This is a genomic window from Bradyrhizobium sp. UFLA05-89, assembly GCF_059803475.1.
This window is the reverse complement of the sequence record NZ_JBANBA010000040.1, coordinates 1-15,190: the sequence shown is the minus strand read 5'-3', so window position 1 is coordinate 15,190 and position 15,190 is coordinate 1. Positions and strand designations below refer to the sequence as shown.

Below are 15,190 nucleotides of genomic sequence, written 5' to 3'. Positions count from 1 at the left end.
ATCACGGTGTCATGCGGCGCGATGGATTATGTTTTAACAGGCCTTAGAGTACGACATGAAGAATTCGACTCCGGCGGAGGTTACGTCTGCGTTCATGATGATGCGCATAATCTTGCTCTGCGCTGGTGTCTTGGTGTTGCCGTATGGTTCCGGCCGAGCCGAGCCGCTGCGTCCGGGTATTCTGAACTGCGCGTCTGGCGTCGACGCCGAGCAGCGTCGACGTTGCGACGAAGAGGCGCTCAGGCAGGTCGAGGCCGGCAGCCAGTCGACACAGCTTGAGGGCGGTTGGCGATTGGTCAAGAGCAGAAATCCCGACGGTGGCGCCGACGCCATTTCAGTGATGCACGTTGTCGATGGCGCCAAATCGGATGCGCGCCTTGCGGGCTTGAACTTGCAATGCGGTAAGGACGGCATCGAAGTTGTGCTCATCGTTCTCGACCCCCTGTCCCGCTCGACGCAACCGAACGTGACCCTGATAGCAGGAGAAAAGCAGGCAGAGTTCCAAGCAACGGTGATCCAGGGCGGAGTGGCGCTGCTACTGCCCGCCGATGCCTCCAAGCTTGCTGCCAGCGACTGGCAGAACGCAAACGAGCTTGCCGTCGAAATCGGAACCAAGCCGAGCGCCATCCGCGGGGCGGTGCCAATCGCCGGACTGGCTACGGCCCTACGTTACTTGCTGCAAAACTGCCATGCCCGGTAATTCAATCATGCCCATCAATCCCGCAAATCGACTGCATTCGGCCCGGTGGCGCGCCACCGACCGATGATCAGTCACATTCTCAACGAACAGCGCAATGAGCAAGACTGCGTTAGATTCACATGTTCGCCTATGGGATAGGCGCCAACGTGAGCCCTTTGCCGCGGTGAACTCCATTTCCCCTTCGAAGTCTCGCGGCTTGTCGATCGCTCATTACCTTCTAATCACATTGCTGGCCGCGGCTCCGATCTTGGCGATCGCAAACGGCGCCTTCGCACAGCATATGGTTGCGCTCGTTGCCGCCATGACTATGGCCATGGCGGCAAGGTCGCCGCAGGCCGAACTCGCGTCTGCTGCACAATTGCTGAAGCAATTTTTGCCCGTGGTCCTGCTTCCGATCGTCTGGATGGCGCTGCAAATTTTTCCGGCGCCCACTGTTTCGCTTGCAAACCAAATCTGGTCGGCGACTTCGGTCGCATTGAACCAGCCATCCCTACCTGGCCGCATCAGCGTAGCCCCCGGCGCAACGTTGCAGAGCTTGTTTCACTATCTGGTTGATGTGTCGCTGGTGGTGTCGACCGTCATCATCACCAAGGATCGCCACAGGGCCGAAACGATCCTGTTCGCGTTGTGCGCGGTAACGACCTTCATGTCGATCGAGGTCCTGCTCCGCCGATTCGGTTTGTTCACCGGCATGATTTCCGGGACGAGCGCCGCTACGAGCCCATTTTCGGCAGCGGCTGCGCTCGCAGTATTGGCAAATGGTGCGCTCGTTGCCCGGGCACTCGAACATCACCTGCACCAACAGGACATCCACAATCTGGCCTCGCTCCAGCTGTGGGTCGGGGTTCTTTCCGGTCTGTTCGGAATTGCCGTGGCGTTCGCCGCTATGGCGACCCTCGAACGAGGCGCCTTGCTGGCGGTCACTGGCTGGGGATTGACTGTCCTCGTCTTCATCGCCGCTGTCCGCCGCTTGGGATTTCGCTCCTGGCCATCGGCGATCTTGTTTTCAATCCTTGCAGCAATGGCCGGCCTCATGGCGCTACCGCACTCTCAATCCGGTGGTTCGAGCCTCCTTCGATTCGCCAACCTCTCCCCGGAAGCGGTCGCACCGGTAAAACACCTGCTCTCTGATGCACCGTTGTTCGGGAATGGCATCGGAACATTTGGGCTGACGTCGATGGCCTATCAGGAGTTTGGCGTTGGAGCGTTGGCGATACCTCCTTCCACCGCAATCATGATCGCTATCGAGTCGGGACGACTGGCGATTGTGGTCCTGGCAGGCTTCGCCGCCCAGCTCTTCTTCGTTAGCTTTCGCGGCGCCGTACGGCGAGGACGCGATTTCTTTTTCGCGGCTGCCGCGGCCGCCGGCATTCTGGTCGTACTCTGCGAGAGTTTCCTCGATTCTAGTCTCTCAAGCCCGACGATCCAGATCGTCGTGGCAGTGATGGTCGGACTTGGACTTGCACAATCGGTGGGCCGGACCAGCGTGCGCCAACCGTTAGGCGACAGCAGGCTCGCGCCATGAGATTGCCTTACATCGAACTAGCCCGCCGAAAATGACCTCCTCACGCAGATTTCGCATTCTTCTGACTGCGTTGGCGCTGATCATCGGATCCCATGCGATGGTCTTGGCCATAGCAGAGGTGATGGCGTTGGAGCACACGACATTTCCTGCCGATGCAGCCAGGATTAGCTCGCGCTGGACTGAAGATCTGCCCTCCTCACTGGCAACGCTCTCTCCTTTCGGATCGGAGCTGGAGAGCAATCATGCCTTAATCGCCGCTCTGCAGGCGATCCAGTCTGGTCAGCAAAAGCCGGCGACCGTGCGATCGACAAAGCATGCAGACGCCATCGGCAGGGTCAGGCGGACGCTCTCAATCGCGCCTTACAATTCTGAACTGTGGCTGGCGCTGGCGCTGCTTCAGGCCCAACGCGACCCCCACGATCCCGTCGCGGTCGAGGCGCTGAAGATGGCTTATTATATCGCGCCAAACGACCAGCGCTTGATCCCAGTGCGGATCGACATAGCGAGCCGCTCCGATGCGCTGGCCATTCCGGACGTCAAGGACCTCGTACGCAACGATGTTCGGCTGATTTTGACCCGAGAGCCTGAATCGAAATCAGCACTCGTGTCGGCCTATCGGCGGGCATCAGACCTCGGCAAGGCTTTCCTGGAAGACGCTGTCGAATCGATCGATCCGTCATTCCTTGCGACACTGCGCGGCTGATTACGATGCGGTCAGCAGTCCATGCATGCTCGCCGTTTGACGACCGCTTCCCCTCTTGCTCTTCGATCCTAGTCGCGGCCTCGCCGAATGACGCGCGATCGACCGCTCTCAATCGGCTTCCTGATACATCAGCGCGACTGCGGTGCGGAAAATGATCCTGATGTCGAGCCAGATGCTCCAGTGCCTCACATACCAGGCCTCGCACTGCACGCGCTTCTCCATCAGGTCGACGGTGGGCGTCGCTCCCCCGAAGCCGTTGGCTTGGGCCCAATCGATCAGGCCGGGCTTCATTTGGTAGCGCCAGACGTATTTGCTGATTAAACGGTCATAGACCAGCGCATGCGGACGCGGCCCGACCAGGGAAATCTCACCCCGCAGCACGTTCCAGAGCTGGGGCAGCTCTTCAATGCTGGTCTTGCGCAAGAACTCTCCGACTCGCGTCACCCGCCCACCATTGGCTTGCGGGACCTTGGAGCCGTTCTCGGCCACGCCTATGCTGCGGAACCTCCAGATCTCGAACGGCTTGCCGTTGAGACCACGACGCGACTGGCGAAGAATGATCGGGCCCGGAGTTTCCAACTTGATCAGGATCGCCGTCGTGATGATCAGTGGTGCCAGCGCTACAAGGGTGACGGACGCACATCCGATATCGAGACAGCGCTTCTGAAATCGTTCGCGCACCGACAGGGAAGGCCTCTGAAGCTCAATAGCGACGGCTTCGCTGACTGGCAAAAGCGGCCGCGCGCTCGACTCCGCGATCGAGTAATCGCGACTCGGCTGCAGAATCGTCGGTCTCTGCAACTGAGTGCCGCAGTTCGGCTCCAATATGCGGAGTTCATCGGAGCGATACGCGCTCGCAGACATATCGAACCCTCCGCTCAGCGGCAACGGCCGCGTGAACCAAAAACCAACAAACACAACAAGTTTTGGCGAAAGGAACGAGCACAACGCGGAATGGGCTGCAACTGTTGCCCATCCAAGTTTGGAAGTGCGCTACAGAGCGAAGTTGCTTACCAAACACAGCGACATTGTGGCGCCGCTTCAAAGAGCTAAGTTGCGCGGGCTTGATATCATATCTCGAATTCTTCGTTGAGCAGCGGCCAGGCCCTCCCGCCGGAGGCTGGGAAACGTGCCCCGGTTATGTTTTCACACCGGCGAGAGCGGGAGCCCGGCGTCAGTCGCGATCGGTTCCGACGATGTTGTGCTTCGCCTCGAAGAACCAGCGATCCCAGGTGTGTCGATCGCAGACCGTAGTTGTCCCGGTCGCAATGACGATCATTGACGTAGCCGACTTTTGCCCGAATTGATAAAAACGACCGAGAGAGCTCCGAGGGCAGTTCTTGACTCCATACTTGATCCTGTATTTTTGGAAAGACCGGATGTCGGCTATACTTGTCATATTGAGCATCTGGCTGCTGCTCAACGTTCTATTCGTTCTGATCGTGGTACCTCCAAGGAAATCGAGCTCACGGCCCTCAAGAACCACCTTTGCGCCCGCTCCGATCGACAAGCACAAAGACCGGCTTGATCAAGGCGAACCAGTTTCGCTTCGCCATGTCTTCGTGTCACGTGCGTTGGGAACCTTTTTCATCCTAGCCTCGCCGCTGACCGCGGGACGTGATGCGATCGTGCGGCTCCGGAAGAGGATGCAGGATCCAGGACAGCGCCGCTGACAAGGTTAACGCAAGACCTTTGACGCAAAGCCCTACGGATGGGTTCTTGGTGCTGCTTCTCCTTGCGCTTCACGTAGACGCTAGTAGGCCTCCTGGAACAATACGGAAGCCGCCGTGCGCGACAAGATCTTGAGGTCGAGCCAAATGCTCCAGTTGCTGACGTACCAAACGTCATATTCCACCCGCTTCTCCATCAGGTCGATGGTCGGTGTTTCACCACGGAAGCCGTTAACCTGGGCCCAGCCGGTCAGTCCTGGCTTCATGTGGTGGCGGTAGACGTAGTTAGTAATAATCTCATCGTAGTATTTGTCGTGCGCAAGCGCGTGCGGGCGCGGCCCAACCAATGACATATCGCCGCGCAGCACGTTCCAGAGCTGGGGCAATTCATCGATGCTCGTCATGCGAAGGAGACGCCCGATCCGCGTCACTCGCGCGTCATGCTTCGTTGCCTGGATGATCGTCTGACCGTTCTCGCAGACCGTCATGCTACGAAATTTCCAGATTTCAAAGGGCTTGCCGTTGAAGCCCCGTCGCGATTGCCGGAAGATCGCGGCACCAGGTGAATCCAGCTTGATCAGAACGGCGACCATCACGAGCAGCGGCGCCAAAGTGACAAGAGCAAAGGCCGCGACACCCACATCAAGGCAACGCTTCTGCAGGCGCTCGAACACGGTCAGCGGAGGTCGCTGGATCTCGATCGCCACCGTGCCGCTGACCGGCAAGAACGGGCGTGACACGAGATCGGCGATCGAATTATCCGGAAGAACGCGTATCGGCTGCGGCACCGCGCGCAGATGTTGTCCGAGCTTCGGCAGCAACGGCAGCTCATTCCAGTCAACCGCAAGAAGATACTCGTCGACATCGACCGCGCGCGACTGCCGGATGATATCGCGAATCTGTGTCTTCCACCCGCTATCGCCATTATCGTTGGCAAGCACGAAATGGCGCACCACGTCGAACCCATTCCTGCGCAGGTCCTTGAATCGATCTGTGGTGAAATCAATCGGCCTGAGACTAAGCAGTACAACCTTCCGATCGACCAGCCGGCCATTCGCAAAACTCGTGCCGAGTGCAAACTGCCATGCGAAGCGCAGACTGAGCAGTCCGATGCCGCCGACTGCAGCAAACAAGATGACGGTGCCGCGGGAGAGATTGTCCGTCGATTTCAGTAGAAACGCCGCGACGGCAAGAATCGTCAGTGACGCGAGCCAAATGATGAGAGCTTTGCGCAACTGCCAGACGAGATTAAGCAACCGATGCGTCGCGTACACGCCTTTGAAATAGGCAATAGCAACGAACACCGCGCCTACGATTAGTCCCGCGCCGAGCGAGGCTCCGTCAGCATTGGAAGCGACGATGCCGCTGTAGAACAGGGAAGCCACGACATAACAAAGCAAGATCAGCAGGAAGTCGGCCGCAATAACGAAGACCTGAAAGGGACGCTGCAGAACGGCGCCGTGCGCTGACGAGACCGTCTCAACATCATCTGAACCGTATGTTGCTACAGCCATTCGAACCTCTGCGTGTCGATCGGATTGCTTCCGAGAGGAGACTTGATCCCTGGAGCGCGCGACACTCGTCGCGATCGCGAACACTTGCGAATTTCGACGCGGAGGTTGTTGACTGATCGCAGCGATATTGTGGCACCGCACGCAAAATCTTTGCGATGCAGAGAAGCATGCGATCTCTGAATTGCAGAGACAGATTCTCGAGGCTGTTTTGTCGGCGTTAACATTTGATAAGTGATGCGCGGCACCTTGCATCAACACGCTTGTTGATGGTTTACAACAGTTGATCTCGCGCGACGACGTCTAGCGGACAATCATCGCTTTCATGAGTTATCGGGCGCTCGCTCTCCATCGTCACCGCCCGTACGTGTCATGTCAGAGTCCATGCCCAAAATTTAGTAACGCGGCACTTGTTGCCGCATCAAGCCCTCGGGCGTCGTTTGCAGTTCCAGACCTCATGTTGTGATATAGCGACGGAACACTGTAGCGACGGAGCAGTTCCGGTCGGTGTGCTGAAGAGCTGGACGTGAAGCCGAGAGGACCCGCACGCTCGAACACAGATGGCCACGCTTCGGTTCCTTGCATCTGGAAAAAAACAATCTCCGAAGTTCCGGGATACGGTTCCTCACGTTTCATGGAAGCGCGCCGGGAACTTTCCAGCGCAGCATTCATAAAATAGGCCATCCTTCGGTGCTGAATGACTGCCTTCCGCGTGGGCAGCGCATAGGCGCTGATGTCTTACGTTGTCGGATTCTGACGAAGCTGCATGTTGGCTGAATGCCAATCTCGCCAATATCGATACCGGCGCCTATGCAATAGGCGGCCCTCACGACGACCCAAGACAGTCGCATGCTCGAGAGGGCCACAGAACCGCTCTCCGGCACAAACCACCACAGTGGAAGCAACGCGCGGACGATGCCAGGAGGTGGCGGCCGGGCAGCAGTTGCGCGGCTCAAATTCGTGCAAGGCAATCGCCTCCGTCAAATAGCGGCACGTGTGCGAATGGCGCTGCCATCTGGTGGGGGCAACGAAAACGTCGAGGTCCAGTTGATGAGCGCATCAACTGCCCCAATCAGATGCTGGCGCTACCGAGTGGACGTCGCGGCGAACGCCCCTCCGCGTGGAGCCGTTCTCGGCTTCTTGCATCTTCTCTAGCTACCCGCATGCCAGGAAGGGCACGCCCTTTGGAAGTCAGCCTGGGCCAGAGCTTCATCGAGCGCAGCGATTACTCGCAATCCGTATTTTCCTGACGAGCAAAGGATGCGTTGGGATTGCAATGGTACCCAGCGCCCTTAGGGAACTCCGGGTAGCGCTTTCCTCACATGGACAGGCGTCCCTCTTCGGGCGCAGGAGGCGGTCCACGGTCATTTAATTTTGTTCTGATTACGTTTAATGATACACGATCAGCATTTCTAATCATCGGCGTTACAATGGTGACCCGTTCCCCGCCTATCGCGTCCCATATACCGGCAAACCAAGATACTTATCTCGTGCTGGATGACCTAGGCGGGCGGCTCGGGCGCGCTTGGTGCGAGACGGATGAAGACAGTGCGGACCGAGCAACACTAATTCGGCGTCTTTTGGATGGTCAGTACATTCATCCAGCACGCATCGTGGCCTTCAACACGGCCGAGGGCTGGTCTCGCGATGTAACTGCGGAAATCGCAGATGAACTTCGTCGCCGTTTTGTCGAACTCGACGAGATGGAGCCATCCGTCCTTGAGTTTCTCGACAGACTAGTGAGGCGTCGATGACTTTCGTATCCCCAAAAGCGGCCTACCAAGCGATCTCACCTCGACAGCAATCACGCATTCGGGCGATTCGAGCCGGCGCGCTTGTGAACCACGCATTGAGCTTGGGTGCTCCAGCTCCGCTGATGCCGCAGCTCCCTTAATACGCTCCGCCTATATGCCGTCTCTCTCCGGAAAGCGACGACCCCGACATCCAGGGGGGCTGGGGGCAGGTGGGGATGATGCCGGGGCCGTCGTCAGGTTATCGCCTCGCGGAATCACCGCCAAGCCTCCATAGCTTATCCTATTTTTAAATAATTTAAACCTTTAATTTCGATTAATTTTATATTTTCGATTTATCGGCGAGGTAAGCATGGCGCCAGACGCCCCGACGCTAATCTCGGGACGATCAATCTTCAGTTTCCCCACCGGGACGCCGTCCACCCCAGGAAGCCGGTGGAAACCACCACTCTGCTCGCCGTCGCGCCTTATCGCCTGGCCGTTCAACACGAAATTGACCCCGGCACCCGAGCGTCCGCTTTGGAGGCGATGGGGATGGGTTGCCGGGGTCGTGGTCAGGTCCTGTGCTTGATGCGTGCATCCGGCACCAAGCTTCGTCACCTTATTATATTATCTTGCAACGATCTAGTTAATTTTAAAACCTTTAATTTATTATTTTTAAATGGCCCTTCAGGGCAAATGGTAGATGGAGACGGCTCCAGTCGCAGGGGTTTGAGCCGAGCCGCCAGGTCCTATTCCATGTGCCAGCATCCGTGGCAATCGGCACCGACATTTCCGTAGATTACTCGCTACGCAGAAGGGGCGTCGAAATGATGCAGTTTGTGCCCAAGCTGGCCGCAGGACCACCGTGATCTTGGCTTGAAACTGTCGCGAGCAGCTTTGTGCTGACCTTAGTGCAACCGCAACGAGAGGCTGAAGCCCGCCTCCATATTCGGCTGTCCGACCCCCGCGCAATTCCTTTTCCAAGGCTGCGGTCAGCGTCGGCCTTCCTCGGCGCCAGGGAGATCCCCTCGTGAGACGGAGTTCACTGCTCTGACCTACGGTCTGTGCTCTGTCGATTGAGCATCTCGAGACGGCGTTCAAGTTTTTGCTTTTTGGCAGATAATCTTGCGGCGAGAATATCGTTGACCGCGCTGTGGAGTTCCCACAGCTCGTCAACAGACATATTCTCAAACTGTTTCCGATCCATGATCCCCCCGAATCATGCTTTCATAGTTTGAACTCACTGCGCGGCGGCTGGCAACTAATCGTCGGTTTAGCGCATCAAGTACTGTTAGTTGTGATTCCTACGTGCCGACTGTCGTTCGATGTCCGAAGAGGCTTGATGAAGCCGGACAAATCCCCAGCCGCGCCGCCGTCGTTTCTCGCCTGGGCAGTCTTCAAAATTGAACGAAAACAGCGGCCTGCGATTTGCGATTGAGCTATCGCTGCCGCTCTCGTCTTTTGCCAACGCGGCGAAGCGCTTAATCCTCAACTTACCGAACTGGACGAGTTGCGAGCCCGAGCGCGCGAAGCGTCGCGGAAAGGCAACCCCGTTGGGGGCGTCCATCGCCAGGCGGCGAGCCAAGGCAACGAGCGATTAACGATGAACTCGTAGCATGGTCTTGTCGTTGATCTGTAGCTACCCCACGCGAGGTGGTTCAGCAGCTGAGTCAATACCATGAAGGACCTCAGGGAAAAGTTGGAGAACCTCCGCGCCGATGCCGCGGAGTTCGCCCTCATGAGCAGGCGGGCGAATGATGCGGAAAAGCGGGAACGGTTCGCACGCTTGGCAGATGAGATCGCAATAGAGGCTCTTGAACTTGAGCAGATTCTCGGGCGGCAGAGCGTGCGCTCAGGCCCGGTGATCGAACCGGACTCGGCTTCGATCGACCGACACAATGTGGTGCCGCTTGAAGTGCGATCGAAGCCATAAAGACGATCGTACGGCGGGGTCGCGCGGGCGTGGCTCTACCGTAAGCGCCGGAGCACGCTCTCTCTCCTGAAGAAAACAGAAGTTGCTATGACGGAAACACTCCAACCGAATTTCCGTGTTGAGGATTGCATTGCAGCATTCTGACCTCAGGTTCCAACGCAGCCAACCGCTGTATTTGCTATAACAGACACGGTTAATCGCAATGGAGTGCGGTTTAATGCGTGACGAGAGCTGGCTCTACAAGCTCTCAGCGATGCGCAGCGCATCCTTGAAGAATACCTGAAGCCTCAACCGCGCACTAACGAGCGCGTTATTCTCGATCAACTGGTTGAGGTGTTCGACTGTCCCGACCTTCTTGTGGCAATCGCCGCTAGCGCTATCGCGGTCCCCTTGCGCAAGCTTGAGCGCCGTCCGCCGAGTTCCCGCGCGTTCGGTGCGCTTGCAACAGTCTATTCCGACAACTTCCAGTATTTCAACCCGCTTGGTCATTCACGACGTAGCAACGCGGCAGTATTGGTTCCAATTCACGAAGCCCATAACACACGCGACTCACTTTCACCCAATCGCTGCCGAAACCAAACGGCTACTGCCAGGAAAGCTGCTGGGAGCCGATCGCATCGGCGTGGATCGCGTGGAACTTGGGTCGCCGAAACATTGCTTGAGGGGCGACATTTGATCGCATTTAACATATTTAATGAATATTGGGAAAACATGAGGATATAATCGTTTAAGTTGTCACAGCCGCGCAGGGAGAAAGTCAATGAAGATTGCCCAGTGCACTTTAACCGCCGCGGCTTTCGCTCTCGCTCTGGTGTTGTCCGCGCCACCAGCATCCGCCTGCAATGGCAACGGAAACTGTGAGAACGCTCCCGGCCAGATCAAAAAAGGCGGTGATGCGCACGGAGCTCCCGGACCTATTGCGGGCGCAGGACTGCCCATTCTTGCAATCGGGTATGGCGTGTATTGGCTGGTGAAGCGCCGGCGACGGACTGGATAGCAGGCAGTTCTGATTGTCACGCTCCGCCACTTGGTCCCCTCCAAAAACCGGCTCGCGGCGTGATCAAGATCTCGCGACAGTCACCCCCTAACCCGTGCACGTACATAGATCGAGCAATCTTGCGCCAGTTTGAGCTTTTGCTCGGATAGCGCCGTTCCTTGTCGGCGTTCTTCATCCCGGGGGCGCGCTGAAGCTGTTGCGCGTGGTGTCGCACTCCTCGAGCTCAGTGTCATCTGCTTGGGCGAGGAGCGCCTTCCGATCGCCGCGCGCGTTGTCATTATTGAACCCGGCGTCATGTGACGCGAGTAACTTGCTCGTCGCGTCTAGGATCGCCAGGCCGTGATAGGACGCTTGCCGATTGCGGCCCGATGGATTTGCGATCGCTCCCGACTAAACGCGTCGGCCTTCTTGGTCGCCGTCACGCTGCTGCGGCGACCATCAGGATCGGTGCCCATAATCTCGAATTTCTGCAGCGATGAAGATCGGAATGTGAGCATCATTTGCGCCTCACTTGTCGCCGGATCGTCGCGATGGTCGCCGGTCTTGTGCATCTGCCGATAGTGGACCTTTTGCTCGGCGTTGACACGCGCCTGCGCGCACGGCAGCCAGAGCGCGTGGCCTTTGAGGCCGCCTCCTCCCAGGCCCGCCGAGCAGCGCATCGTCGTGGGGTCATCCGCACGCCGCACACTGTGCCGTAGCTGGAACGGTAGAGGAGTATCGCTATAAGGCTGGCGAAAGGCCAGCGGGATACTCAGATGACGCGCCCGCCCATTGATAGCTAAGCACTCGGGATATCGATCGCCCATTGCCATGGGTGGCACGTTGTTTGCGAGTTGGCCCATAGAACGCAAGGAGGCGTGCAACTATGGCACAACAAGCTCGCATTCTTAGACGCCAAAAGCCCACTCTGACACATATTGCTCGCCAGCTTGTGACGTTGCTGGAAGCGATCGACGAACTCGAGGATCTGCGAGAGAAGGTCCGGCTCGCCGAGGCAGCCCGGATTTTGCATTAGCGTCCCGCTCCAGGATGCGAACCACAGGGACATCGCCAACTTTCATCGTCTCGTTGGCTATGTTGTCACATCCAGCGGCTCGCCGGGCGCCTGAATTACAACGGATAAGTAATTTGCAAGCCATTTGGGGTCCCGTTTCTTTGCCAGGTCGGCGGCAAGGGTGCGAATTAACCACGAGCTCCCGTTCAATTTTAATGAGGCAACGATACGTCTTGTCGCGTAAACGACCCAGATCAACTTTGGGGGACAGCTACTTCTAGGACGTCGGCGGGACCTGTAAACTGATCTCCCTCGCAACCGCACTCATTCGACGGAAAACTATCTTCGCGTTTGAGATTTTCCCCATGATCGAACGTCGGGCACTGAAGCGCGTCCCGATCAACCGGCCGATGCATGCCGTGCTTCGAATTCCCGGGGCTCATGCGTAGCGCTTCATCAAACCCAAAAGACGCATCTTGATGAACGCGTCCGATTGCTCTGCGAGATCCTGCAATATCTTCGCGCGCGACCCATTAAATTCGTCTGACATGGTCGCCATGGCAGCAGTATGGCGGCTTGCTGCTCCCGAGAAAGGCCGTATCCCGGCGCTCGCCACTCCATCACGCAATCCAACGCTTGCGCCTGCAAAATCGGCGGGGCCGCCATCTCTCGACGGTCGGCCCCTAACCTTGCGGGTACGCAGGTCCCACATCTGACCATCCCGTTCGGCTACGCCAGACCTTCATGGAATTGCAGCCCGGCGACAACATCATTTCGCAATTTAAGTAAGCGGTGAAGGTTAATTCCCCAGCGGCTGCGATGGCCTCCAGTTGGAAGCGTATCCGTGCCCCGAGGTCCCACTCGCCATGAGAGACCTTATCTACCGGCAGATACTCCGAACCAGAAAATGTCGTCGGGCCAGCAGATGACGATGAGCCGACGCTATGCTCTGCAACAGGAAAAGAGAGCGCCGCGAGACATCCTTGAGCATAGAGGCCGGATCGCGACGACGTATCCCAATCGCCGATCGGAGGCGCAAACGCCGGAGGCCCGCCGTGGGACAATGCGAGGCCCGCACCGGTCTGGGACGATGCGCTGCTCCGCACTAACAAAGCATCGCTCCGCGAAATCAACGCGCCTTTCTGTCGAACGCGCGGCGCTTGTGGGCAGCGTCCAGAGGATGTCGCGAGCCGTTTCTGTCAATTAAACCGAGTTTGTCGCCAGACGGGCTCCGCCTCGCCGCAGATTCGGCCCGTCGAACGCGCTCGCGCAGTTCAAGAAGCTCGCGATATGCTGCCTCGAGCGGATCCGAGTTGGCCAGAGATGTTCGCGCTGCGTAATTCGTACTGCCATACGATGAATATCTAATCATGAAATCGCGCCGCCTGTGTTCAGGCAAGGGTCCGCTCGAAAAATCCATCGATCGATACCATTGCGATCTTGAAAGTTGCTCAACGTATCAGGGGCGTGCGGGTGCGCAAACGAACATCGCTCGTTAAGATTGATGCCAGCGTCAAAGGTTAAATCTGGAACCTATTTGGTGGCCACTCGACCAACGTGCTCCCGCGCAAAGCACTCTGAAGTCGGCGAAAATGAAATGGGTTTCGCGGCCGCGCAATTCCCAGGAATGCGCCTGCGCTCATACCTCGCCGGTGATCTGAGCTAACCAGCTGTAGCGGCTGGGCTCGGCGTATCTCCGATTGGGGCCTGAGCTGCCGCTCGTGTCTTTTGTCGAATGAGCTGCACGAATCTCGCAAACCGCATTGATGGGACGAGGTCAGAGAACATCTACTGTTGCGACCTCGGCGATTGGGTGTGCGACGCGCGTGATGAGCCGGTATCTCCGCAGCTCAATGGTGCTTGACTCGAGCGCCGCTGCAACTATGTGCGCCGGTCCACCATCGCGGAGAATTCCGCGTATCGGTCCAGCCGTTCATGAATTGCGCAGGCACAGGCCGGGTCGATTCCGCGCCTTGGCAACCAAAGCCCAAACAAACGCACGGCCGAGGGGCGGCAGGCCGCTCGATCCGCTCAGGTCATCTGCCGCTTCTGATCAAGCGCTGGCCTAATCAGGAAATCATCCAGCTTCCGACCGCCCCGAAGTTCTGGCCTGAGCCATCGAGGCAGTCGGCCACGACCCGACCAGGTCTCCGCCGGGTTCTTCGGATTACGATACTTCGGATGAACCGGGGGATATCGGCGGCGCTTACGATCAAGCGGAGCGTGTTCGTGAGCCATTCCAATCTTGCGCAACCGCTCCTCTAATCTCGCTTTTTCTGCCAATAACTTCTTCTCGAGTTCGGAGGCCGCGACTTCGTGAAGTTTCCAAAGCTCTTCAAGGGAGAGCGACTTCAGGTGATCAATGTTCATAGCGCGATCCGGGTTCTTGGGAGCACTAACGAATAAAATCCACGCGGCAGAGACAAGCCCCCGCTTAGAAGGCAGTCTCGCAATCCACATTTAATTGCGGCACTTGGCGTCGAAAAAGGCTCAAGAGTGATAATTTTGCGACAATCGCGTGAAATTGAAGGCATTTTAACCGAGGGACCGGATTTGAGCAGCCACTGAAGGGCACGGTCATTCGGCGTGGATTGCGTGCGAGCTCAAGCTAGTGCGGTGGTTAATGCCATCACTGAAAAGCGATAGGGTCTCGTGGACGATCCCATTTAATTCCCGCACGTGGCTCAAATATGGGATAGTTCACAGAATTGTTTGATGGCTTGAGTAAGGTACCGCCGCACAGTTTTCTGGTTTTCGGGGACGAGTGGATGACGCGAAAGTTTTCGCCATTGGAAAAGCAAGCCGCGGACGCACTGAGGCGAGCGCGGCGACTTCCGGTTGGTCCGCACCGGAACGATCTTCGGCAACTTGCACGGGGACTTCGTTTGCTGCACCGCAAAGGAATGGACGCGCTCATCCACCAGCGAAGCACCGATGTCCCTGTCGAAGTCAATCATCTCGCCCAAAGCAAGCTATCAACATAGCCGGTCTAGGCCACACGACTTCGGCGTTTGCCACGCACAGGGCTACGACGACTGCTTCAATTTGACTTCGTTCTGCGCGAATTGTATCGCCCCCATCTGCTGCCGCAGATCAACGCGCGTAGGGCCGGTTGCAGTGCGTCAGCGCGCAGGCCTCATAGCATTCGAAACCATAGGTAGTGCGTGTTCCAGCCGATCGTGATCACCGATTCCAGGCCATCGTGATCACCCATTCCAGAGCATCGTGATCACCATTTCCAGCCGATCGTGATCGCTATTTCCAACGATCGTGATCGGGGACAACCGGGAGGCGCGCACCGCTGACAGTCTGCAACCGGGGTAGCTCGATCTTTTGCCAACCCGCAGAGTCGCTCGTGAAGAATTCGGAAGCGATTGATCTGTCGCTGTGATTTTGACGTGAGTAAGTATTCGATTGTGCAAGA

At 57.5% G+C, this 15,190-nt stretch carries 11 protein-coding genes; 4 read left to right on the top strand and 7 right to left on the bottom strand.

Annotated elements, in window-relative coordinates:
* Positions 1-55: 55 nt before the first annotated feature.
* The 3 genes from SO139_RS21490 (at position 56) to SO139_RS21480 (ending at position 2,928) form a co-directional block, all read left to right on the top strand.
* On the top strand, positions 56-700 hold the full coding sequence (locus SO139_RS21490; protein WP_498540546.1) for a hypothetical protein: 645 nt from the start codon (positions 56-58) through the stop codon (positions 698-700).
* Between the two features lie 94 nt (positions 701-794).
* Entirely contained in the window at positions 795-2,225 is a 1,431-nt protein-coding gene (locus tag SO139_RS21485; RefSeq protein ID WP_498540545.1) for an O-antigen ligase family protein, read from the top strand.
* A 70-nt stretch (positions 2,226-2,295) separates the two neighbouring features.
* A complete protein-coding gene (locus tag SO139_RS21480) occupies positions 2,296-2,928 on the top strand; it encodes a hypothetical protein (RefSeq protein WP_449382850.1) in 633 nt (210 codons plus the stop codon).
* A gap of 108 nt (positions 2,929-3,036) precedes the next feature.
* Here SO139_RS21480 and SO139_RS21475 read toward each other — a convergent pair whose 3' ends face one another.
* The 3 genes from SO139_RS21475 to SO139_RS21465 all read right to left on the bottom strand — a co-directional run bounded on the left by SO139_RS21475 (position 3,037) and on the right by SO139_RS21465 (position 9,049).
* A complete protein-coding gene (locus SO139_RS21475) occupies positions 3,037-3,876 on the bottom strand; it encodes a sugar transferase (RefSeq protein WP_498540544.1) in 840 nt (279 codons plus the stop codon).
* Positions 3,877-4,681: 805 nt separating this feature from the next.
* Positions 4,682-6,112 (bottom strand): undecaprenyl-phosphate glucose phosphotransferase, encoded by a 1,431-nt coding sequence (locus SO139_RS21470; RefSeq protein ID WP_449382852.1) that lies wholly within the window; start codon positions 6,110-6,112, stop codon positions 4,682-4,684.
* 2,772 nt (positions 6,113-8,884) lie between these two features.
* Positions 8,885-9,049, bottom strand: a complete 165-nt coding sequence (locus SO139_RS21465) for a hypothetical protein (protein WP_449382853.1) — start codon at positions 9,047-9,049, stop codon at positions 8,885-8,887.
* A 471-nt stretch (positions 9,050-9,520) separates the two neighbouring features.
* Here SO139_RS21465 and SO139_RS21460 point away from each other — a divergent pair, with 471 nt between their 5' ends.
* Entirely contained in the window at positions 9,521-9,775 is a 255-nt protein-coding gene (locus tag SO139_RS21460) for a hypothetical protein (RefSeq protein ID WP_449382854.1), read from the top strand.
* A 237-nt stretch (positions 9,776-10,012) separates the two neighbouring features.
* Here SO139_RS21460 and SO139_RS21455 read toward each other — a convergent pair whose 3' ends face one another.
* From SO139_RS21455 to SO139_RS21440, 4 genes are all read right to left on the bottom strand, one after another.
* A complete protein-coding gene (locus tag SO139_RS21455) occupies positions 10,013-10,264 on the bottom strand; it encodes a hypothetical protein (RefSeq protein WP_474799310.1) in 252 nt (83 codons plus the stop codon).
* A gap of 831 nt (positions 10,265-11,095) precedes the next feature.
* A complete protein-coding gene (locus SO139_RS21450; protein WP_474799308.1) occupies positions 11,096-11,584 on the bottom strand; it encodes a hypothetical protein in 489 nt (162 codons plus the stop codon).
* Between the two features lie 621 nt (positions 11,585-12,205).
* Positions 12,206-12,478: a hypothetical protein gene (locus tag SO139_RS21445; protein ID WP_449382856.1), complete on the bottom strand. Its 273-nt coding sequence runs from the start codon at positions 12,476-12,478 to the stop codon at positions 12,206-12,208.
* A 1,319-nt stretch (positions 12,479-13,797) separates the two neighbouring features.
* Positions 13,798-14,136, bottom strand: a complete 339-nt coding sequence (locus SO139_RS21440; protein WP_449382857.1) for an H-NS histone family protein — start codon at positions 14,134-14,136, stop codon at positions 13,798-13,800.
* Positions 14,137-15,190 lie beyond the last annotated feature (1,054 nt).

Bases quoted from the DNA above. Each gene is read 5' to 3' on its own strand.
- SO139_RS21445 (WP_449382856.1), bottom strand. From the start codon at position 12,478: ATGTGGGACCTGCGTACCCGCAAGGTTAGGGGCCGACCGTCGAGAGAT.
- SO139_RS21460 (WP_449382854.1), top strand. From the start codon at position 9,521: ATGAAGGACCTCAGGGAAAAGTTGGAGAACCTCCGCGCCGATGCCGCG.
- SO139_RS21455 (WP_474799310.1), bottom strand. From the start codon at position 10,264: ATGACCAAGCGGGTTGAAATACTGGAAGTTGTCGGAATAGACTGTTGC.
- SO139_RS21470 (WP_449382852.1), bottom strand. From the start codon at position 6,112: ATGGCTGTAGCAACATACGGTTCAGATGATGTTGAGACGGTCTCGTCA.
- SO139_RS21485 (WP_498540545.1), top strand. From the start codon at position 795: ATGAGCAAGACTGCGTTAGATTCACATGTTCGCCTATGGGATAGGCGC.
- SO139_RS21465 (WP_449382853.1), bottom strand. From the start codon at position 9,049: ATGGATCGGAAACAGTTTGAGAATATGTCTGTTGACGAGCTGTGGGAA.
- SO139_RS21490 (WP_498540546.1), top strand. From the start codon at position 56: ATGAAGAATTCGACTCCGGCGGAGGTTACGTCTGCGTTCATGATGATG.
- SO139_RS21450 (WP_474799308.1), bottom strand. From the start codon at position 11,584: ATGGCAATGGGCGATCGATATCCCGAGTGCTTAGCTATCAATGGGCGG.
- SO139_RS21440 (WP_449382857.1), bottom strand. From the start codon at position 14,136: ATGAACATTGATCACCTGAAGTCGCTCTCCCTTGAAGAGCTTTGGAAA.